20 protein-coding genes and 1 tRNA gene are annotated in these 20,767 nt (G+C 68.5%); 10 read left to right on the plus strand and 11 right to left on the minus strand.

Translation table 11 applies throughout. The features are described from left to right. Positions 1-2: 2 nt before the first annotated feature. Together mnmH and BMZ25_RS02425 are read right to left on the minus strand one after the other, a co-directional pair. Entirely contained in the window at positions 3-1,067 is a 1,065-nt protein-coding gene (mnmH, locus tag BMZ25_RS02420; protein ID WP_092687799.1) for a tRNA 2-selenouridine(34) synthase MnmH, read from the minus strand. 18 nt (positions 1,068-1,085) lie between these two features. Then, positions 1,086-2,006, minus strand: a complete 921-nt coding sequence (locus BMZ25_RS02425) for an NAD(P)/FAD-dependent oxidoreductase (RefSeq protein WP_092687802.1) — start codon at positions 2,004-2,006, stop codon at positions 1,086-1,088. A 102-nt stretch (positions 2,007-2,108) separates the two neighbouring features. On the opposite strand from BMZ25_RS02425, the gene BMZ25_RS02430 reads away from it, so the two are divergent. After that, positions 2,109-2,861: a dienelactone hydrolase family protein gene (locus BMZ25_RS02430; protein WP_092687805.1), complete on the plus strand. Its 753-nt coding sequence runs from the start codon at positions 2,109-2,111 to the stop codon at positions 2,859-2,861. A gap of 27 nt (positions 2,862-2,888) precedes the next feature. Here the strand turns inward: BMZ25_RS02430 and BMZ25_RS02435 are convergent. Both BMZ25_RS02435 and BMZ25_RS02440 read right to left on the minus strand, forming a co-directional pair. Continuing rightward, positions 2,889-2,964: transfer RNA gene (locus tag BMZ25_RS02435), tRNA-Thr, on the minus strand. A 42-nt stretch (positions 2,965-3,006) separates the two neighbouring features. After that, entirely contained in the window at positions 3,007-4,665 is a 1,659-nt protein-coding gene (locus BMZ25_RS02440; RefSeq protein ID WP_092688210.1) for an ABC transporter permease, read from the minus strand. Positions 4,666-4,747: 82 nt separating this feature from the next. On the opposite strand from BMZ25_RS02440, the gene BMZ25_RS02445 reads away from it, so the two are divergent. Next, complete coding sequence (locus BMZ25_RS02445) at positions 4,748-5,626, plus strand: hypothetical protein (RefSeq protein WP_092687808.1); 879 nt, start codon at positions 4,748-4,750, stop codon at positions 5,624-5,626. A 327-nt stretch (positions 5,627-5,953) separates the two neighbouring features. On the opposite strand, the gene BMZ25_RS02450 is transcribed toward BMZ25_RS02445, so the two are convergent. After that, positions 5,954-6,220, minus strand: a complete 267-nt coding sequence (locus BMZ25_RS02450) for a DUF2312 domain-containing protein (RefSeq protein ID WP_092687811.1) — start codon at positions 6,218-6,220, stop codon at positions 5,954-5,956. A 140-nt stretch (positions 6,221-6,360) separates the two neighbouring features. Between BMZ25_RS02450 and BMZ25_RS02455 the strand changes: the two genes are divergently transcribed. After that, the gene (locus tag BMZ25_RS02455; RefSeq protein ID WP_092687814.1) at positions 6,361-6,576 is read left to right on the plus strand and encodes a hypothetical protein; all 216 of its coding nucleotides are present in this window, start codon (positions 6,361-6,363) and stop codon (positions 6,574-6,576) included. 9 nt (positions 6,577-6,585) lie between these two features. On the opposite strand, the gene BMZ25_RS02460 is transcribed toward BMZ25_RS02455, so the two are convergent. Further along, complete coding sequence (locus BMZ25_RS02460) at positions 6,586-6,777, minus strand: hypothetical protein (RefSeq protein ID WP_092687816.1); 192 nt, start codon at positions 6,775-6,777, stop codon at positions 6,586-6,588. A 212-nt stretch (positions 6,778-6,989) separates the two neighbouring features. On the opposite strand from BMZ25_RS02460, the gene BMZ25_RS02465 reads away from it, so the two are divergent. Continuing rightward, on the plus strand, positions 6,990-7,430 hold the full coding sequence (locus tag BMZ25_RS02465; protein ID WP_092687819.1) for a protein tyrosine phosphatase family protein: 441 nt from the start codon (positions 6,990-6,992) through the stop codon (positions 7,428-7,430). On the opposite strand, the gene BMZ25_RS02470 is transcribed toward BMZ25_RS02465, so the two are convergent. The 5 genes from BMZ25_RS02470 to BMZ25_RS02490 all read right to left on the minus strand — a co-directional run bounded on the left by BMZ25_RS02470 (position 7,427) and on the right by BMZ25_RS02490 (position 13,152). Then, positions 7,427-8,335, minus strand: coding sequence for a FliM/FliN family flagellar motor switch protein (locus BMZ25_RS02470; protein ID WP_092687822.1), 909 nt, complete (start codon positions 8,333-8,335; stop codon positions 7,427-7,429). The two genes, BMZ25_RS02465 and BMZ25_RS02470, sit on opposite strands and share 4 nt — an antisense overlap. A 56-nt stretch (positions 8,336-8,391) precedes the next feature. After that, positions 8,392-11,088 (minus strand): ATP-binding protein, encoded by a 2,697-nt coding sequence (locus BMZ25_RS02475; RefSeq protein ID WP_092687825.1) that lies wholly within the window; start codon positions 11,086-11,088, stop codon positions 8,392-8,394. Next, positions 11,088-11,357 carry a hypothetical protein gene (locus tag BMZ25_RS02480; protein WP_092687827.1) on the minus strand — a complete coding sequence of 90 codons (270 nt, stop codon included), beginning with the start codon at positions 11,355-11,357 and terminating at the stop codon, positions 11,088-11,090. The genes BMZ25_RS02475 and BMZ25_RS02480 overlap by 1 nt, the downstream gene beginning before the upstream one ends. After that, positions 11,354-11,749, minus strand: a complete 396-nt coding sequence (locus BMZ25_RS02485) for a response regulator transcription factor (RefSeq protein ID WP_092687830.1) — start codon at positions 11,747-11,749, stop codon at positions 11,354-11,356. The genes BMZ25_RS02480 and BMZ25_RS02485 overlap by 4 nt, the downstream gene beginning before the upstream one ends. Before the next feature lie 104 nt (positions 11,750-11,853). Further along, positions 11,854-13,152 carry an XRE family transcriptional regulator gene (locus tag BMZ25_RS02490; protein ID WP_092687832.1) on the minus strand — a complete coding sequence of 433 codons (1,299 nt, stop codon included), beginning with the start codon at positions 13,150-13,152 and terminating at the stop codon, positions 11,854-11,856. Between the two features lie 212 nt (positions 13,153-13,364). Between BMZ25_RS02490 and BMZ25_RS02495 the strand changes: the two genes are divergently transcribed. The 6 genes from BMZ25_RS02495 to acs all read left to right on the plus strand — a co-directional run bounded on the left by BMZ25_RS02495 (position 13,365) and on the right by acs (position 20,671). Continuing rightward, positions 13,365-14,738 carry a substrate-binding protein gene (locus BMZ25_RS02495; protein ID WP_092687835.1) on the plus strand — a complete coding sequence of 458 codons (1,374 nt, stop codon included), beginning with the start codon at positions 13,365-13,367 and terminating at the stop codon, positions 14,736-14,738. A 123-nt stretch (positions 14,739-14,861) separates the two neighbouring features. After that, positions 14,862-15,893, plus strand: a complete 1,032-nt coding sequence (locus BMZ25_RS02500) for a branched-chain amino acid ABC transporter permease (protein ID WP_092687838.1) — start codon at positions 14,862-14,864, stop codon at positions 15,891-15,893. A 4-nt stretch (positions 15,894-15,897) separates the two neighbouring features. Continuing rightward, positions 15,898-17,100 carry a branched-chain amino acid ABC transporter permease gene (locus tag BMZ25_RS02505; RefSeq protein WP_092687841.1) on the plus strand — a complete coding sequence of 401 codons (1,203 nt, stop codon included), beginning with the start codon at positions 15,898-15,900 and terminating at the stop codon, positions 17,098-17,100. Positions 17,101-17,110: 10 nt separating this feature from the next. Continuing rightward, positions 17,111-17,866 carry an ABC transporter ATP-binding protein gene (locus BMZ25_RS02510; RefSeq protein ID WP_092687844.1) on the plus strand — a complete coding sequence of 252 codons (756 nt, stop codon included), beginning with the start codon at positions 17,111-17,113 and terminating at the stop codon, positions 17,864-17,866. Positions 17,867-17,878: 12 nt separating this feature from the next. Further along, positions 17,879-18,634, plus strand: a complete 756-nt coding sequence (locus tag BMZ25_RS02515; RefSeq protein WP_092687847.1) for an ABC transporter ATP-binding protein — start codon at positions 17,879-17,881, stop codon at positions 18,632-18,634. Positions 18,635-18,709: 75 nt separating this feature from the next. Continuing rightward, positions 18,710-20,671 (plus strand): acetate--CoA ligase, encoded by a 1,962-nt coding sequence (gene acs, locus BMZ25_RS02520; protein WP_092687850.1) that lies wholly within the window; start codon positions 18,710-18,712, stop codon positions 20,669-20,671. Positions 20,672-20,767 lie beyond the last annotated feature (96 nt).

A 20,767-nucleotide genomic window follows, 5' to 3' on the forward strand; every position in this document is an offset into this window, starting at 1 on the left:
CGCTACTCGGCGGCCTGCCGGTCGGGCACCATCGCGTCGAGCCGGTCCGCGATCCGCTCGACATCGTCGGGTTGCAGCCCCTCGGTCTTGACCGTGCCGAGGAAATCGCCCTCGCCCCGGCCGCGCTGCTTGGCGTACCGGGGGTCATAGTGCCGCTCCATCAACTCGGCCGCGAGGGTTTGGAACGCGCCCTCGCGCAGAAGCCCGGTCCAGCGCTCGACGGTCTCGGCCCCCTGCAGCCGCTTGAGGCCCGCAATGATCTCTTCCGTCCGCCCCGGCGCGGCGATGAGATCGGCATAGGCGCGGGTCAGGTATTCGGCGCGGGCCTCCAGCGGGGCCGAAATCTCGACCCGCGGGGCGCGGCGCATCTCGGCCCAGAGCGCGGGCGGCACGATCCGGGCGCCAACCTTGGACGATTCCGCCTCGACGAAGACCGGCCGCGCCGGGTCCAGCGCCGCGACCTCGCCCGCCAGCGCGCTCTCGAAGCCCTTCTGTTCCGGCTGGTCGGCACCGGTGCCGCCGAAGACCGAGCCGCGATGGCGGGCCAGCCCTTCGAGGTCGATCACCTGCCTCCCCCGCGCCCGGAGCGCGGCCAGGATGTCGGTCTTGGCGGTGCCGGTGTTGCCGTCGACCAGCACGACCCGGCTCGGGAACGGCCGATCATAGAGCGCGGCCTTCACCGCCCGCCGGTAGGATTGGTAACCGCCCGCGACGAGATCGACCCGCCAGCCGATCTGCGACAGGATCCCGGCGAACGAGCCCGAGCGCTGCCCCCCGCGCCAGCAATAGACCAGCGGCCGCCACCCGCCGTCGTGATGCGCCAGCGGCCCCTCGATATGCCGGGCCGCGTTGCGCGCCACCAGAGCCGCGCCGATCTTGCGGGCGCGGAAGGCGCTTTCCTGGACGTAGATCGTTCCGACCTCGGCCCTTTCGGCATCGGACAGCACCGGCAGGTTGATCGCGCCGGGCACGTGATCCTCGGCGTATTCCGACGGTGAGCGCACATCGATGATGGTGTCGAAGTCGAGCGCCCGGAGCGCGGCGAGGTCTGGGATCTGAACGGCCATGGGGCGAGGAATAGGCCCTCAGCGCAGAGAGGCCAAGAGCGCGTCCGCCATCGCGCGGCCGCTCTCCCAGGCATGCTCGGCCTCGGGACCGAGGGCCCAGTCGCCTCCCGCCAGAAGCGTCCCGTCATCCGTGGCAAGACAGCGCTGCCCCAGCGCCCGGGCGGTGCGGGCATAACGCCAGCGATGCGCCGCGGCATGGACCGGCGGCGTGGCGGGATCGAGCTCGGCCAGAAGCGCCTTCGCGGCCGCCTCCCTGTCGAGTTCGAGGTTCTCCGCGCTCCACGCCGCGTCGGCATGGGCGGCAATGCGGCGGGGGCGCGGCGCGCGGTCCGGCAGGCTCCCCTGCTCGACGATCTGGGCAAAGACACCGCCCGGCGCGGGAAGCGTGACCTCGTCCTCCCACGCGGCGAGAAGCGTCCAGCAAGGCGCCATGTCGACCCGCTCGAAGGCGTCGTCCGGCAGATGGGCGCCGACCAGTTCGGCCGCCTGCGGCGCCGGGATCGCGACGATCACCGCGTCGAACCGGCCGAGCGCGTTTCCTTCGCCGTCGGCAAGGCTCCAGCCGACACCGGCGCGGGCCACCTCGCCGACGCGGACGCCACGATGGACGGTCAGCCCCTCGGCCAGCGGCTTGCACAATCCGCTGGCCCCCGGAAGGCCGACGGCGTCGTTCCCCTTGCCGTCGTCGTGCCAGGCGGCGGCGCCGGCCTGCACCAGCGTTTCCACTAGCGCGGCGAAATCCTCGTTGCGAACGGCGATGCCCGGTGCGCCATGGTCATACGGGCCGTGATCGGTGCGGCGCGTGGCCAGCCGTCCGCCCAGGCCGCGCCCCTTGTCGAAGACGACCGGCGTTCGGCCCGCGTCGGCCAGGCGCCGCGCGGCGGTCAGGCCGGCCAGTCCCGCGCCAATGACGGCGATGGTATCGTGTGTCTCGGTCATTCCGGGCGACCTAGTGCCCCGCGGCACGGCGTCACGCCGGCGGACCCCGCCACGCGTCAAGCTATCTCGTCCGATCGGAAGATGACCGAAGGGAGGCTTTCCATGCGACTGCGCTTTTCACTCGCCCTCGCCGCACTTGGCGGCGCCACCGCCGCGCAGGCGGAGATCACGGGCAACTATCACGAATACACCGTCGGCGACCGGACCTTCGAGGGGTATGTCGCCACGAACACCGCTCTCGACGAGCCGCGCGGCACGGTGCTGATCGTCCACGACTGGGACGGGATGACCGAGTACGAGGAACGCCGCGCCGACATGCTGGCCGCGCTCGGCTATACCGCCTTCGCCATCGACGTCTACGGCGCGGATACCGACCCGCAGACGACCGAAGAGAACCGCTCCCTCTCCGGCGCGCTCTACGAGGACCGCGAGACGTTCCGCGAGCGGCTGATGGGGTCGATCGAAGAGGCCGGGAACATCCCCGGCGCGAGCGACGACATGGTGCTGATGGGCTATTGCTTCGGCGGCGCGGCGGCCCTCGAAGCACTGCGCGCCGGGGCCGAGCTGGACGGCTTCGCGACGTTCCACGGCGGGCTCGAGACGCCCGAAGGCCAGGATTACAGCGCCGCTGAGGGACCCGTGATGGTGTTCCACGGCTCGGCCGACCCTGTCTCGGGGATGGAAGCCATGGCGGGGCTCCTGAACAACCTGCAGGAGGCCGGGATCGAACACGGGGCCGAGGTCTTCGGCGGCGCGCGCCATTCCTTCACCGTCTGGGGATCGGACGACTACGACCTCGAGGCCGACCAGGCGGCATGGCGCGGCTTTCAGGAATTCCTCGAAGAGGCGCTCTGAAGCGCGGAACCGTGGTGTGTCGGGGGATGGTGCCGGTCGAGGGACTCGAACCCCCGACATCCTGATTACAAATCAGGCGCTCTACCAGCTGAGCTAGACCGGCCCTGCCCGCGTCTCTAGGACGTGCGCCGGGGCGGCGCAAGTCTCAGCGATTTGTCCGGGCCAGAACGATGACCGCTACCAGCCCGACACCCATCACCAGAAGCGCCGCGGGCGAGGCCTCGCCAATCCGTTCGAGCGAGGCCTGCTCGTGCACCCGTGTCGCCAGCGTGTTGTAGTTGAACGGCCGCAGCAGCAATGTCGCAGGCAGTTCCTTGACGCAATCGACGAACACCAGCAAAAGCGCCGTCCCCAGCGACGCGCGCATCAGCGGCGCGTAGACATGGCGCAGCGTCCCGCCCGCACCCAGCCCCAGCGCCCGCGCCGCCATCGGCAGGCTCGGCGACACCCGGCCCATCGCCGAATCGGCCGCGCCCTGGGCGATGGCGAAGAAGCGCACGCAATAGGCCACCACGATCGCCGCGGCCGAGCCGGTCAGGATCAGCCCAGGATCGTGCCCCGTGACCGCCAGGATCGCGTCCGCCAGTGCGTTGTCGAACGCGGCCAGCGGGATCAGGATGCCAAGCCCCAGCACCGCACCCGGTGCCGCATAGCCGATCGTCGTGACCGGCATCAGGCGCCGGGGCAGCGACCGGCCCGCCAGCCGCACGCCATAGACCAGCACCAGCGCCCCGAGCACCGTCAGCAGCGCCGCCGCGCCGCCGGCGACGACCGTGTGCATCAGCGACCGCCCCAGACCCGGCGCGAGCCACGCGTCGGGGTGGCGGAGGGCGTGCCAGCCCATCACGCCCACCGGCAGGACGAAGCCGACGGCGAAGGGGACGGCGCAGGCCAGCGTCGCCGCAACACCGCGCCAGCCGGTCAGGTCGATCGCCGGCATCGGACGCTCGCCGCGCGTCGCGCGATGGGTCCGCCCCCGCCGACGGCTGCCGCGTTCGAGCCCCATCAGGGCCAGCACCATCACCAGGATGACGCAGGCGATCTGCGCCGCGCCGCCCGCGCTGTTCATCTCCAGCCAGACGGTGAAGATGCCGGTCGTAAGCGTCTGCACGCCGAAATAGTCGACCACCCCGAAATCGTTGACCGTCTCCATCATCACGATGGCGGTTCCCGCCGCGATCGCCGGACGTGCCAGCGGCAGGGCCACGCGAAAGAACCGTGCCCAGGGGCCCGAGCCCAGCAGGCGCGCGACCTCGATCGCGTTGCCGGATTGCTCGCGGAAGGCGGCGCGCGCCATGAGGTAGACATACGGATACAGCGCGGCGGCAAGCACGACGATCGCGACGCCCTGCGAGCGGATGTCGGGAAACCAGTAGTCCCCCGCCGACTGCCAGCCGAACAGCGCCCTGAGACCGCGCTGAACCGGGCCCGCGTATTCCAGAAAGTCGACGATGGCGTAGGCGCCGACATAGGCCGGGATCGCCAGCGGCAGCAGCAGCAGCCATTCCAGCCAGCGCGCTCCGGGAAAGCGGTAGCTGACGATCAGCCAGGCGGTCCCCGTGCCCACCACCGCCGCCGAGATCCCGACGCCCAACATCAGGAGCACCGAGTTGCCGAAATAGCGTGGCAGCACCGTCGACAGAAGCTGCGGCCAGATGTTCTGGCCCGGCGTCAGGGCCAGCCAGCCGACCGTGACGAGCGGCAGGAGAACGAGCGCGGCAATAGCGATGGCGGCGACCGACCACAGGTCGATCCGCGGCAGCGGGCGGGCGTCCGGCGATGCTTGAGTCTTTTGATCGACCATGATGCGCACCTAGCGCCTCAGGGGGTCGGAAGTCCACCAAAAGGCGCTGGTCATCGCGGACGCAACGCCGCAGAAAGACGCGATGGAGATTGCCTTTCACATCGGCGCGCACTGCACCGATCACGACCGGCTGGTAAAGTCGCTGCTGCGAAACCGCGCGCGCCTGGCCGAACACGGCGTAAGCGTTCCCGATCCGCAGACCTACCGCCCGCTCCTGCGCGATCTGATCACGACGCTGCGCGGCGAGACCGCCACGAGCGAGCGGCAGGACGCCACGCTCGAAGCGATCCTTGAGGGCGAGGATCCCGCCCGGCTCGTGTTGTCGAACGACAGCTTCATCTCGGTGCCGGGCCGCGCCATCGGCGACGGGATGCTCTATCCGCGCGCGTTCAAGGCCGGGTGGCTGCGCCGGGCGTTCGCCGACCACACGGTCACGTTCCACCTCGGCATCCGCAACCCGGCCAGCTTCGTCCCCGCCCTCGTCGCCGCGCAGTCCGACGACAGGCGCCCGCAGCCGGACGTGCTGCACGGAACGGACCCGCGCGAGCTGTCATGGTCGGGCTTCGTCCTGCGCCTGCAGGAGGCGGCGCCGGACGCCGGCATCGTTGTCTGGTGCCACGAGAACGCGCCACTGCTTTTCCCGACGATCCTGCGCAGTATCGCGGGCCTGCCGTCCTCCGCGCACCTGCACGGCGATTTCGACATGCTGCGCCACATCATGTCCGACGAGGGCCAGCACCGCCTGCGCGCCTACGTCAAGCGGCACCCGCCCGCACAAGCAGAGACCCGGCAGCGGATCATGGCGGCGTTCCTCGACAAGTTCGCCCTGCCCGGCACGCACCAGACCGAGATCGATCTGCCCGGCTGGTCGCCCGCGCTGGTCGACGAGCTCACGGCGCTCTATGCGGCCGATATCGACCGGCTCGCCGCGATGCCCGGGGTCACCCTGCTGGCCCGGTAGACTGTCCGCCGCCAGGGGCCGGGCAGGCCTTGCCCTCGCAGGGGGCGGGCTGGGCGGGTGGCGATTTCGGGAACCACAGGCGTGGCATCTCGGGAATGGTCGACTGCGCCCGTGCCCCGCCCGCGATCGACAGGCACACGATGGCACAGGACAGGACTCGGTGAAACGTGAGGATCATAGTCTCGTCCCCCCTTGCGGCACATCGGGATGTGCCGGGCGATGACGGCCGGCCGACATGCCGGACGATGACGAGACTACCGCAAAGGCGCGTGCGCCGGTATCGACCCGAAGGGGTACATCATTCCGGTGGGCACGGCCTCGCGGGGATCAGCCCATGCCAAGCGCCTGCTTGTACATGTCAAGCACCGCCTCTTCCTCGGCGATGTCGTCGGGCTCACGCTTGCGCAGCGCGATGACCTTCTTCATCACCTTGGTGTCGTAGCCGCGCCCCTTGGCCTCGGCCATGACCTCTTTCTGCTGTTCGGCGATGTCCTTCTTGTCCTGCTCCAGCCGCTCGTAGCGTTCGACGAACTGTCGCAGCTCGTCCGCCGTCACACGATAATTGTCAGAAGGGGGATCGACGATGTCGCTCATGGGAAACGCCTTGCTTTCGCGGGATGAGCCCGCCTCCTACAAGCCCGCGCCGGCCGGGACAAGATGCGTCGATTGCCGCGCGCGGGGTTTCACGCTAGGCACGCGCACCTGAAGGACACGGCAACACGGAGGCTGGGGCGATGGAAGCACTTGTATGGGGCGGCGCCGCGCTTTCCCTTCTGGGTCTGGCGGGCCTCGTCTGGTGCATCGTCGAGGCCTGGCGCGCGCGGCGGGCCGGCCTGACGGACGAGGCGCTGCGCGCACGGCTTCAGCGCCTCGTCGCCTGGAATCTCGGAGCGCTGGCAATATCGGCGCTCGGATTGATGATGTGCCTGCTGGGTGTCATCCTGTCCTGAGGTCAAACCTCAGACAGGGACATTGTCCCACAGATCGTCGGGCTCGGCGGTCGCGACGGGTCTGGTCGAAGCAACGCGCAAGTCGGCGCTCGACGACAGGCGACGGCGCAGCGCCGCCTTGACCTCGTCGATGCGTTCGGGCTGGGTGAGCACAGTATCAACCAAACGGTCGATCTCGTCCGTCTTGCGGTATTGGCGCATTGGCCAGTCCTCCCATGGCAGCTCGGGTACGGCAGACTGTACCCTTATCCAAAAGTCTAACATGACGGAGCGTCAGCTGCGAAGCACGAAAGAGCAGCTTCGGCACATTGGCGCCCGCTCTGCCGATCAGGGTGGCAGGGTGACGTTCCGCTGCGCATCTCAGGTACGCGCCGACGCTGGAAACCCGCCGCGCGCGGCGATACTGTCCGCACATGGAAATCCGCACCATCACCCCCGCCTACGCCGTCTCGCCGCAGATCACGCCCGAGGATGTGCCCGCGCTGGCCGAAGCCGGCTATAAAGTCATCATCTGCAACCGCCCCGATTCCGAGGTCGGCCCGGACGAGAACGCCGCAGCCGTGCGCGCGGCGGCCGAGGCGGCCGGCCTTGCCTTCCATGACAATCCGGTGGTCAACGGCGCGCTGACCGAGGACAACGTCACGACCCAGGGCAAGGTGCTGTCCGAGGCAGAGGGCCCGGTCTTCGCCTATTGCCGGTCGGGCACCCGCTGCACCATCGTCTGGGCGCTGTCGCAGGCCGAGCATGCCTCGCCCGACGACCTGATCGAGACGGCGGGCCGCGCCGGATACGACATTGCCGGGCTGCGTCCGCAGCTCGAGATGATGGGCAAGCGGGGCATCACCCGCACCTAGCCCTCGTCGGTCAGCTGCTGCGGCTCCCAAGTGTCGGGCGCGGCGGCGTCAGCGGCGCCTGTCAGGCGCACCGCCCTATGCCCGCCGCTCTGTCCCAGATGCGCCCAGCCCAGCGTGGCGCCGCCCGGCCCCGCCAGGCGCGCACGGGACAGCGCGTCGCGCGGGATGGGAACCAGGTCGCCCCGCTGTAGATCGCGGGCCCGACCCACCGGCAGCGGCAGCCGGACCAGTTCGACCGAGACCGGAACCTCGGCCTGGAGAACCGCCTGTTCGAGCCGCCCGCGCCAGAGGTCGGGGTCATAGACATCGGCGGCCTTCGGCTGCGGCAGCAGCAACCGCAGGACACCGCTCCGCCCGGTGCCGACCCCCAGCGCCAGATCGAACCGCAGCACGAGGTGCGGCGCGTCGGCCAGCGCCAGCGCGGCCGCGCGGCCATCGGCCAGCCGGGTGCCATAGCGGAACCCGCGGCCCGGCGCGTCGTCGTATCCCTCGGCTTCGGCGTCGAAGGTGCTGAGCACCCGGTCGATCACGTCGGCCAGCATCGTGGCATCGGTGATCGTCGGCTGACGGCTGGGCGCGGCGCGGGCCAGCACCTTGCCCATCGTCTGCGCCTCGATCACCGCCGAGACGAGCTGCGACGACACCATCGCGACTCCGAGCGCGCCACCCGGCGCCTCGAGCAGCGCGATCAGGTCGTCCTCTTCGGGCAGGTCCGCCCGCTCGGCCGCCGGCACATCGGCCTGTTCGAACGCGGTCAGCGCCGCCGGCAGGCCGGCGCCGCCGGACAATCCCTTGACCAGCGCCAGCCGCCAGGCACGGCGCAGAGCCGGTTCGACACCGGCCAGCCGATCGTCGGCCCGGTCGATCATCCGGTGCAGCGTGGTCTGCCGTGCCTCGGCCGTCATGGAGTCCGTCCGCTCTTCCTGAGGGGCCTTCCTGCCAAAATGCCGTTACCAAACGCTTACGCCGCGCGGACATTCGCCAGAGGCAGCGTGACGCGGAACGCCGCACCGCCCTGCCCCGGCAGATACGAGATCCCGCCGCCCAGCCGGACCATGATCTCGCGGCAGATCGCCAGGCCCAGCCCCGCGCCGCCCGCCGCCGAGGTGTCCCCGAGGCGAGAGAACTTCTCGAAGATCACCGCCTGCGCGTCGCGCGGAATCCCCGCGCCGTTGTCGACGAAATCCACCGATACCGCCACGCCGCCGCGCCGCACCGCGATTCCCAGCTCGGGTTCGGCCGCGTCGCAGTATTTACGCGCGTTGGCGATCAGGTTGATGAACACCTGCGCCAGGCGGTCGGGGTCGGTCCGCAGCGGCACCTGTTCGTCGGCCGGGTTGCGGCGGATGCGCAGCCCGTCCGCGCGCGAGCCGGTGGCCGTCACCGCCCGGTCGATCACCTGCGACAGCATCACGTCCTGCTCGTTCAGCGTGACCTGCCCGTTCTCCAGCACGCTGAGGTCCAGCAGATCGTCCAGAAGCCGCGTCAGGCGCAGCGCCTCGTCATGGATGATGCCGGCATAGCGGCTGCGGGCCTCGGGCTCTTCGACGCCGCCGTCCCGCAGGATCTCGGAGAACGACCGGATCGAGGTCATCGGCGTGCGCAACTCGTGGCTGATCTGGCTGAGAAAGGCGTCCTTCTGGATCGACAGCGCCGTGAGCTTCTCGTTCGCCTCGCGCAGCTGTCGGGCGGTGCGGCTGAGTTCGGCCGACTTCGCCTCGAGCTGGGCGGAGTATTCCATGATCTGCGCGGTCTCGTCGGCCACGCGCATCAGTTCCTCGACCGACACCGCCGCCCCGCCGGTGATCTGCCCCAGCATCGCATGGGCCGTCGCCGCCCCGACCGACCCGGCCAGTTCGCGTTCGAGCCGGTCGAGGAAATCCGACGTGGTGTCAGGCAGGTAGCCCTGCTTGCCCTGCGCGGACGCCTCGGCCTGGAACAGCGCCTGCGCCTCGGACGGGCCCAGGATGCGCTGCGCCATGATCAGCAGGTCCTCGGCCTCGGCCATTCCCGGCGACCAGCCGCGCGCGCCGGCCGGGTGGCGGAAGACATGCACGAAATCGGCGCCCTGCAACCGCTCCAGCGGCGTCGGAAAGGTCAGCAGCGAGCCCGCGCAGAAGGCCAGCGTGTTCAGCAGGATCGACCAGAACAGCGCATGGATCACCGGGTCCATCGCGCCGGTGCCCAGCAGCGCCTGCGGCCGCAGCCAGCCCACGCCCCAGGGTCCGTCCTGCAGCAGCGCGGCGGGCATCGCGGCATCGGGGCCGAAGCTGGGCAGGAGCAGCGCATAGAGCCAGATCGCGAACCCCACGCCCACGCCGAGCGCCGCCCCGACCCGCGTCGCCCCGCGCCAGAAGATCCCGCCCAGAAGCGCCGGCAGCACCTGCGCCACGCCCACGAACGAGATCAGCCCGATCGCCGCCAGCGCGGTCCCGCCCCCCGACACCCGGAAATAGGTATAGCCCAGCCCCAGCACGCCGATGATCGACAGCCGCCGCGACAGCAGCAGCACGTTGCGCACGTCGCCCGACATCGACGCGCCGTCGGTGCGGGTGGCCAGCCAGATCGGCATGACGATGTGGTTCGACACCATCGTCGCCAGCGCGATCGCCGCGACGATCACCATCGAGGTCGCCGACGAGAACCCGCCAAGGAAGGCGAACATCGCCAGCACCTCGCGGTCGAACGACAGGGGCAGCGTCAGGACGAACAGGTCGGGATTGCTGCCCTCGGGCATTGTTGCCAGCCCCACGACCGCGATCGGGACGACGAAGAGACTCATCGCGAAGAGATACAGCGGAAAGGCCCAGCTGGCGGTGGCCAGGTGCCGCTCGTCCGCGTTCTCGACGACGAGGACGTGGAACATCCGCGGCAGGCACAGGAAGGCCGCCGCCGACAGGAAGGTCAGACCGATCCAGCGGCCCGGCGCCACCTGCCAGTCGCTGATCGGTGACGCGTCGATGTAGCGGTAGATGTCGCCCGGACCGTCCGCCACCGACCACACCACGAAGGCCCCGACCGCCAGCAGAGCCAACAGTTTGACCACGGCCTCGACGGCGATGGCGGTGACGACGCCGTGGTGACGCTCGTTCACGTCGATGTTCCGGGTGCCGAACACGATGGTGAAGATGGCCAGCCCCGCCGCGACCCACAGCGCCGTGGCCTCGAGGTCCGGGCTCTGCCAGTGCTCGGGCGTGGCGACATGGCTGTCGGTGGCGAAAACCGCGAAGGACAGCGTCACCGACTGGAGCTGCAGCGCGATGTACGGCGTGGTCCCGAGCACCGCCAGCAGCGTCACCAGCACGCCCAGCAGCGTCGACTTGCCGTAGCGCGACGAGATCAGGTCCGCGATCGAGGTAATCCGCTGGGTCCGGCCGATCCGCACCATCTTGCGCAGGATGCCCCACCAGCCGACCATGATCAGCGTCGGCCCGAGATAGATCGTGGCGAATTCCAGCCCCGAGCGCGCGGCATATCCGACCGCGCCGTAGAACGTCCACGCGGTGCAGTAGATCGACAGCGACAGCGTGTAGACCAGCGGCGAGCGCAGCCAGCCCAGCCGTCCGCCCTCGGCCCGCTTCTCGGCCCAGAAGGCGATCGCGAACAGCAGGACGACGTAGCACAGGCAGACGGCCAGAAGCAGGTTGAACGAAAGCATCAGCCGTCCTGGTCCGCGTCCTCGCCATGGCGCACCAGCCGTCCCGACAGAAGCGCCGCCAACACGATCAGGCCCAGCCACACGGCAAAGACGTAAAGCCCCGCATCCGCCGTGGCGGGGCGTGCCGCGGCCTCGTCACCGCCGGACCAGAACACCGGAAAGACGAAGGCGACGGCGCCCGCCAGAGGCAACAGCCGGGCGGCGTCGGCCAGCCGCCGACGGCGATAGGATTGCCGCTCGAGAAAGACGGGCGGCCGCGAGGTGCTCATGCCTGCCGCGCGGCGTCGCCGCCGGCCTCAGCGAACAGCGCGTTGACCGCATCGCGGACCTCGGCGTTCGAGAAGGGCTTGGTCATGAACCGGCTCGCGCCCAGCGCCAGCGCCTGCTCGCGGTCGCGGGTCTGTCCCCGCGCGGTGAGCATCAGCACCGGCAGCGCGCCATGCACCGGATCGGCGCGCAGGTCGGACAGGATGTCGAACCCCGACCGCCCCGGCAGCATCACGTCGAGGATCACCAGATCCGGCGTGCGCCGCGCCAGCGCGGTCATCGCCGTGGCGCCATCGGCATGCGTATCCACTGCCCATCCGTCGCGGGACAGGATGAAGCGGATCGCTTCGATGATGCTCGGTTCGTCCTCGATCAGCAGGACACGCTTGCCCATGCGACGATGCCCCTCCTCCCCAAGGTGCAGCCGTGATGTGAAACTATGACGCGCCGCTCCGGTCAAGTCAAAGAAAGCCGCCACTTGCGCGGCGGCGCTCTTCTCTAGCCGGCCGCGGCCACGATCGAGGGCTCGCGGCGCGCCGGGCACTCGGCACGGGGGCAGATGCGGCAACTCACGCCGACCGTATTGGGGACGACCTCCGCCGGCACCGCCGACGGATGCAGCAGCATCACCGCCTCGATCACCGCCGGGCCGTCGAAGCCCTCTGGATAGCTTGGCTCGGACACCGCGAAGGACAGGAACCGCTGGGGCGCCCGTCCCGCCGGCGCGATCCACGAGCGGATCGGCTGCATCGGCCGGGCCAGCGCCTGGAACAGCGGCCACAGCGGACAGGCCGCGCCGAACCGGGGCAGATCGAAGCCGGCCACCGGCTTGCGGAAGGTCAGCGTGCCCGAGCCGTCGCAGACGACCAGGCCCACCGGCCCCGGCAGACGGTCCTCGGGCATCTGGGCGAGGCGCCGCAGCACTACGCTCAGCCCGACACCGAACCGCGCCGCCAGCCCCGCGGGGTCCATGCCCAACGCATCCACGCTGTCGAGGAACGGCGCCATCGGCAGCGCCGCCGCGTCAGAGGCGTAGCGGCCGACATGGGCGAGCGCCAGCGCGCTGGACGAGGCGCTGGACAGCTCCGCTGCGCCGTCAACGACCGCCGCGGGCGCCGCGCCGTCCTCGATCTCGGGCATGTGGTGGCCCCGCGCCGACAGCCACGCCTCCAGTTCCTCCTGCGGGGCGGCGAGCGTCTTTTCGGCGTTGCCGCCCGCGTCGAGATAGCTGACCAGCGCCTGGGCGCTTTCCGCCAGCCGCCGGCTGTCCTCGTAGAGGTTGCGGTGGAACCGGGTCTGCCATTCGGGATCAACGGCCTCCTCCCCCGCGAGGATGCCGCTGGTCGAGCGGATCGCGGTGACCGTGGACAGCAGGTCGTGGATCGAGGCCGACAGGAAGGGGTCGTGCGCCAGGCGGTCATTCAGCGTCGCGACCGCGCGCTCCAGTGTGTCGATGCGCCGGGCCTGCGCGGTGACGAGTCCGGCCCAGCCGGGGAACTGCCCGGCGAACCGTTCGGCGCGCTCGCGCTCGGCCGTCTCGCCGCCGGGACTGGCCGCCGCCGCGCGCAGGGCATCCAGCAATGCCGCCTCGGCCCCCTCGGCCAGCTGGGTGGAGTCGGTGTCCAGCGCGTTGGCGATGTCCGACAGCAGCTTGCCGCCGATTCTGCGGCGGTTGTGTTCGATCAGGTTCAGGTAGGACGCGGAAATTCCGACGCGTCGCGACAGCTCGGCCTGCTGCAGGCCCAGATCCAGTCGCCGCGCCCGGATGCGCGTGCCCGTCAGGCCGCGTGTCGGCATCGCGAAAGCCCCGTCAAATCATGCACTTTCTGCACCCGCGTGATAATTTGTTTACAAAACACTTAGACGACTTGTTCATTTGTTTACAGAAAAATCACGCTTTTAGAGAGAGTTGTTGTTTTGTTTTCGACCTGCCGGCATATTTTTGCCTGTCCTGTAAAGGGACGCCCGTCCGCCCACGCGGCTGGACGGTGACGAAACGGGAGGAAGTCATGACGAAATCGAGACTGACACGCCGCGGCGTGCTTCGGACAGGTGCGGCCATGGGGGGAGTCCTGGCCACGCCGACGCTCTTCACCGGTGCGGCCTGGGCCCAGGACAGCGGGTTCACCAATGCCCCCACGGGCAGCACGGTCACGCTGGGCTTCAACGTGCCGCAGACGGGCCCCTATGCCGACGAGGGCGCCGATGAGCTGCGCGCCTTCGAGCTGGCGGTCGAGCACCTCAACGGCGAAGGCGACGGCGGCATGCTGCAGACCTTCTCGAGCGACGCGCTCGAGGGTGGCGGCATCCTCGGCAAGAAGGTCGAGTACGTCACCGGCGACACCCAGACCAAGTCCGACGCGGCCCGCGCCAGCGCCCGCTCGATGATCGAGAAGGACGGCGCGGTGATGATCTCCGGCGGCTCGTCCTCGGGCGTCGCCGTCGCGGTGCAGGGTCTCTGCCAGGAGGCCGGCGTGATCTTCATGGCGGGTCTCACCCACTCGAACGACACTACCGGCAAGGACAAGAAGGCCAACGGCTTCCGCCACTTCTTCAACGCCTACATGTCCGCGCAGGCGATGGCGCCGGTGCTCGAAGGTCTCTACGGCAGCGACCGCAAGGCATATCACCTGACCGCCGACTACACCTGGGGCTGGACGCAGCAGGAATCGATCCAGGCCGCGACCGAGGCGCTCGGCTGGGAGACGGTGAACAACGTCCTCACCCCGCTGGCGGCGACGGACTTCTCGTCCTACATCGCGCCGGTCCTGAACTCGGGCGCCGACGTGCTGGTGCTGAACCACTACGGCGGCAACATGGTCAACTCGCTGACCAACGCGGTGCAGTTCGGGCTCAAGGAAGCCACGGCCAACGGCAAGGACTTCCAGATCGTCGTGCCGCTCTATTCCGAGCTGATGGCGCGTGGCGCGGGCGAGAACATCGCCGGTATCCCCGGCAGCCAGAACTGGGACTGGAAGATCGAGAACCAGCTGGGCGACCGCTACAAGGGCACCAACGCTTTCGTGCAGTCCTTTGGCGAAAAGTACGGCTTCCCGCCGAGCCAGGCGGCGCACACCTGCTACGCCCAGACGATCCTCTACGCCGACGCGGTGCAGCGGGCGGGCTCGTTCAACCCGTGCGCCGTGGCCGAGGCCTTGGAAGGGTACGAGTTCGACGGGCTCGGCAACGGCCCGACCCTCTACCGCGCGTCCGACCACCAGTGCTTCAAGGACGTCGTCGTCGTGCGCGGCAAGGAGAACCCCGAGAACGAGTTCGACCTCGTGGAGATCGTCGAGGCCACCCCGGCCGAGAAGGTCACCTACGACCCCGAGCACGAGATGTTCGCGGGCGGCAATCTGGGTGAGTGCAACCCGGGCGCCTGATCCGCGCGGTCATCGGCCGGGCGTCAGGCAGCGGCGCCCGGCCGCCGAAGCTCCGCCGTCCCCTGATGGGGGCGGCGGAGTGATACGCGGCGACATCCCGCATCTTCCGAGAGGTCCCACGAGATGGACGCGATCCTACTTCAAATCCTCAACGGTCTGGACAAGGGCTCGGCCTACGCGCTCATCGCCCTCGGCCTGACGCTCATCTTCGGCACGCTGGGGGTGGTGAACTTCGCCCACGGGGCGCTGTTCATGATCGGCGCCTTCTGCGCGGTGACCCTGCAACGCATCCTGACGATCAGCTACGAGACGGTCGACGACAGCCGCACCGACTTTCTCGGCAACCCGATGACGGTCGAGACGCCCTACGTCCAAGCGTGGTTCGGCCCCGAGACCGGCGCCACGATCATCGACTGGTCGGTGCCCCTGGCAATCCTCTTCGCCATCCCGATCATGCTGCTCGTCGGCTTCGTGATGGAGCGCGGCCTGATCAAGCACTTCTACAAGCGCCCCCATGCCGACCAGATCCTCGTGACCTTCGGCCTGGCGATCGTGCTGCAGGAGATCATCAAGTATTTCTACGGCGCCAACCCGATCCCGACCCCCGCTCCCGACGTGTTCAGCGGGTCGTTCGACTTCGGCGTCCTTCTGGGCTTCGACCCCGGCGCGATCATCTATCCCTACTGGCGCCTCGTCTACTTCGTGTTCGCGATGGCGGTGATCTCGGGCGTGTTCGCCTTCCTGCAGTTCACGACCTTCGGCATGGTGGTGCGCGCGGGCATGGCCGACCGAGAGACGGTGGGCCTCTTGGGCATCGACATCGACAAGCGCTTCACCATCATGTTCGGCATCGCGGCCGGCGTCGCGGGACTGGCGGGCGTGATGTACACGCCGATCAACGCGCCGAACTACCACATGGGGATGGACTTCCTCGTGCTGAGCTTCGTCGTCGTCGTGGTCGGCGGCATGGGCTCGCTGCCCGGCGCGGTGCTGGCCGGCTTCCTGCTGGGCATCCTGGAATCCTTCGCCTCGATGACCGCGGTGATCGACCTGATCCCCGGCATCAACCAGATCATCATCTACCTCGTCGCCATCATCGTCCTTCTGACCCGTCCGCGCGGTCTGATGGGGCGCAAGGGCGTGATGGAGGAGTAATCCCATGCTCGGATTGAACACCAAGGACACGTGGCTGCTGGTCATCGTCGCACTGATGACCCTGTTCGCGCCGTTCCTTCTGAACCCCTTCCCCGCGAACAGCTCGCTGGCGCAGTTCAACGCGGGCTATCCCGACCTGATGCAGCGGTTCGTGATCTTCGGAATCTTCGCGATCGGCTTCAACATCCTGTTCGGCCTGACCGGCTATCTCTCGTTCGGGCACGCCGCCTTCCTGGGCGTCGGCTCCTACGCGGCGGTGTGGATGTTCAAGCTGCTGGGCTACAACGTCGTGCCGGCCATCATCCTGTCGGTTATCGTCGGTGCGGTCTTCGCCCTGCTCATCGGCTTCATCTCGCTCCGGCGATCGGGGATCTACTTCTCGATCCTCACGCTGGCCTTCGCGCAGATGTCCTTCGCGCTCGCCTACTCGGTGCTGACGCCGATCACCAACGGCGAGACGGGGCTGCAGGTCTACACCTCCGACCCGCAGTACTTCCAGCGGTCCGGGGCCCCCGACATCCCGCATTTCTTCGGGCTCGAGATGCGCGCGACCGAAACGCTGCGCATGGGCGGGTGGAGCTTCGACATCAACGCCGGCTACTACCTGTGCGCGGCGGTCCTGCTGGTGGCCTTCTACATGGCGATCCGGCTCTTCCGCTCGCCCTTCGGGATGATGCTGCGGGCGGTCAAGTCGAACCAGCAGCGGCTGAACTACACCGGTCTCAACGCGCGGCCCTACACCCTCGCCGCCTTCGTGATCTCGGGAATGTATGCCGGCCTCGCCGGCGGGCTGATGGCGTCTATGGACCCGCTCGCCGGGGCCGAGCGGATGCAGTGGACCGCCAGCGGCGAGGTCGTCCTGATGACGATCCTCGGCGGAGCGGGCACGCTGATCGGCCCGGTGCTGGGCGCGGGCTTCATCAAGTACTTCGAGAACATCTTCTCGAAGATCAACGACGGCGTGCTGCACGGCTGGTTCGGCTTCCTGCCCGACGGGATCGAGAACGTGCTGGTCACCGTCGTCCATCCCTTCGTGGGCAAGGGCTGGCACCTGACGCTCGGCCTGCTGTTCATGCTGGTCGTCATCTTCCTGCCCGGCGGGCTGGTCGAGGGCGGACAGCGCATCGGCAAGTACGTCTTCCGCCGTCGCGGCCGCAAGGCCGGCGGCGCCGAGGCCGAGGCCGCCCGCAAGCAACCCGCCGAGTGAGGATCACGACATGGGCATTCTCGAAGTCAAGAACGTCAACAAGAACTTCGGCGGCCTCAAGGCGCTCTCCGAGGTCAACCTCTCGGTGAAGGAGAACAGCGTCCACGCCATCATCGGCCCCAACGGCGCCGGCAAGTCGACCCTGCTCAACTGCCTGATCGGCAAGCTGATCCCCGACACCGGCAGCGTGATGTTCGACGGCCAGTCGGTGCTCGGGCGCAAGCCGCACGAGATCAACCAGATGGGCATCAGCCGGGTGTTCCAGACCCCCGAGATCTTCGGCGACCTCACCGTGTTCGAAAACGTGATGATCCCGATCTTCGCCAAGCGCGACGGCTCGTTCCGGATGCACGCCTTCGAAAGCGTCGCCCACGAACGCGACATCGTCGAAGAGGCCGAGGCGGTGCTGGCGGACGTGAACATGCTGGAAAAGCGCGACCTGCACGCCGCCTCGCTGTCGCGCGGCGACAAGCGGCGGCTCGAGATGGCAATGTGCCTCAGTCAGAAGCCCAAGCTCCTGCTTCTGGATGAGCCTACCGCCGGAATGGCGCGGGCCGACACCAACAACACGATCGACCTGCTGAACCAGATCAAGGCGAAGCGAGACATCACCATGTGCATCATCGAGCACGACATGCACGTCGTGTTCTCGCTGGCCGACCGGATCACCGTGCTCGCCCAGGGCACGCCGCTGGTCGAGGACACGCCCGACAAGATCAAGGGCCACCCCAAGGTGCAGGAAGCCTATCTCGGCGAAGCCGCGTAACGGAGACAGACGATGCTCGACCAGCGACCGTTCGACAAGAACGCCAACCACGCCAGCACCGCCCCCGCCTTCCTGTCGGTCTGGGGGCTCGAGGCGTATTACGGCGAAAGCTACATCGTCCAGGATGTCAGCTTCAACGTCCACGAGGGCGAAATCCTCGCCCTGCTCGGCCGCAACGGCGCGGGCAAGACCTCGACCCTGCGCACCATCGCCCGGCTCGGTTCGCCCGAGTTGAAGCACGGCGAGATCTGGCTCGACCACGCGCCGCTGCACACGATGAAGGCGCATCAGGCCGCCGGCGCGGGGATCGCGCTCGTGCCCGAGGATCGGCGCATCATCGCCGGTCTCACGGTCGAGGAGAACCTCAAGCTCGCCCAGATCGCCCCGCCCGTCGGCTGGTCGCTGGAGCGCATATACGAGCTCTTCCCGCGCCTGGGCGAGCGCAAGTGGCAGGAGGGCGTGACGCTGTCGGGCGGCGAGCAGCAAATGCTGGCCATCGCCCGCGCCCTGGCGCGTGACATCAAGGTGCTGCTTCTCGACGAACCCTACGAGGGACTCGCCCCGGTGATCGTGCAGGAGATCGCCAAGACCCTGAACATCATCCGCGAGCAGGGCATCACGACGGTGATCGTGGAACAGAACGCCGTCGCAGCGCTTAAGCTTGCGGATCGTGCCGTCATCCTCGACACAGGATCTGTCGTCTACGACGGGAGCGCCAAGGAGGTTCTGGACGACGAGAAGCTGCGCGCGGAATACCTCGCGATCTGAGGCGCTCCGCGTACCGACACACCGCCGGCCCGGCCCCGCGACGCGCTGCGCGCCGGCATGAGACTGGAGGAGACCATGTTGGACGAAAGTAACAAGACCTACCCGCCGACCGAGGCCTTCACCGCGCAGGCCCACGCGGACAAGGAAACATACGACCGGATGTATGCCCAGTCGATCGAGGATCCCGATGGCTTCTGGGCGGAGCACGCCAAGCGCATCGACTGGATCAAGCCGTTCAGCAAGGTCCGGAACGTCAACTTCGATCACGGCGACGTCTCGATCAAATGGTTCGAGGACGGCACGCTGAACGCCTCGGTCAACTGCGTCGACCGTCACCTCGCAGACCGCGGCGACCAGACCGCGATCATCTGGGAACCGGACGATCCCGCCGACGAGGCGCAGCACATCACCTACAAGCAGCTGCACGCCCATGTCGGCAAGATGGCCAACGTCCTCAAGGAGATGGGCGTCAAGCGCGGCGACCGTGTCGTGCTGTATCTCCCGATGATCCCGCAGGCCGCCTACGCCATGCTCGCCTGCGCCCGGATCGGCGCGATTCACTCGGTGGTGTTCGCCGGCTTCTCGCCCGACGCCCTGGCCGCGCGGGTCAATGGCTGCGAGGCCAAGGTCGTCATCACCTCCGACGGGGCGCCGCGCGGCGGCCGCACGACGAACCTCAAGGACAACGTGAACAAGGCGCTCCTGCACTGCGACGACGACGTCAAGACGCTGGTGGTCCGGCGCACAGGCCAGCAGGTCGCATGGCACGAGAACGACTACTGGCTGCACGAGATGGAAGAGAAGGTCTCGGACCAGTGCGAGCCCGAAGAGATGAACGCCGAGGATCCGCTGTTCGTGCTCTACACCTCCGGCTCCACCGGCAAGCCCAAGGGCGTGGTTCACACCACCGGCGGCTATCTGGTGTTCACCTCGATCACCCACCAGTACACGTTCGACTACCACGACGGCGACGTCTTCTGGTGCACCGCGGACGTGGGCTGGGTTACCGGCCACAGCTACATCGTCTACGGCCCCCTCGCCAACGGCGCGACGACGCTGATGTTCGAGGGCGTGCCCACCTGGCCCGACGCCGGCCGCTGCTGGCAGGTCTGCCAGGACCACAAGGTGAACCAGTTCTACACCGCCCCCACCGCGATCCGCGCGCTGATGGGCAAGGGCAACGAGCATGTCGAGAAATACGACCTGTCGTCGCTCAAGGTCCTCGGCACCGTGGGCGAGCCGATCAACCCCGAGGCCTGGACCTGGTACAACGAGGTCGTCGGCAAGGAGAACTGCCCCATCGTCGACACCTGGTGGCAGACCGAGACGGGCGGCCATCTGCTGACCCCGCTGCCGGGCGCGATCCCGACCAAGCCGGGCTCGGCCACCCTGCCCTTCTTCGGCGTCAAGCCGGTCGTGCTGGAACCCGAAAGCGGCAAGGTGATCGAAGAGACCGAGTGCGAGGGCGTGCTGTGCCTCGCCGACAGCTGGCCGGGCCAGATGCGCACGGTCTACGGCGACCACCAGCGCTTCATGGACACCTACTTCCAGCAGTACAAGGGCTACTACTTCTCCGGTGACGGCTGCCGCCGCGACAAGGACGGCTACTACTGGATCACCGGGCGCGTCGACGACGTGATCAACGTCTCGGGTCACCGAATGGGCACCGCCGAGGTCGAAAGCGCCCTCGTCGCGCACGAGGCGGTCTCCGAGGCCGCGGTCGTGGGCTATCCCCACCCGGTCAAGGGCCAGGGCATCTACGCCTATGTCACCCTGATGCGCGGCACCGAGCCCTCCGAGGATCTCCGCAAGGAGCTCGAGACCTGGGTGCGCAAGGAGATCGGCCCGATCGCCAAGCCCGACCTGATCCAGTGGGCCCCCGGCCTGCCCAAGACGCGCTCGGGCAAGATCATGCGCCGCATCCTGCGCAAGATCGCCGAGAACGACTACGACAGCCTCGGCGACACCTCGACCCTCGCGGAACCCGAGGTCGTCGACGACCTGATCGAGAACCGCCGCAACCGCGGCGAGGAGTGACGCATCGTTCCTTTCCCGGCGATCAAGGGCCGCTCCCGGCGGGGGCGGCCCTTTTCGCGTCGCCGCCGCCGGTTCCACCCGATCGCAACGCGCGCC

The sequence above is a fragment of the Tranquillimonas rosea genome (assembly GCF_900111315.1).
GTDB lineage: Bacteria > Pseudomonadota > Alphaproteobacteria > Rhodobacterales > Rhodobacteraceae > Tranquillimonas > Tranquillimonas rosea.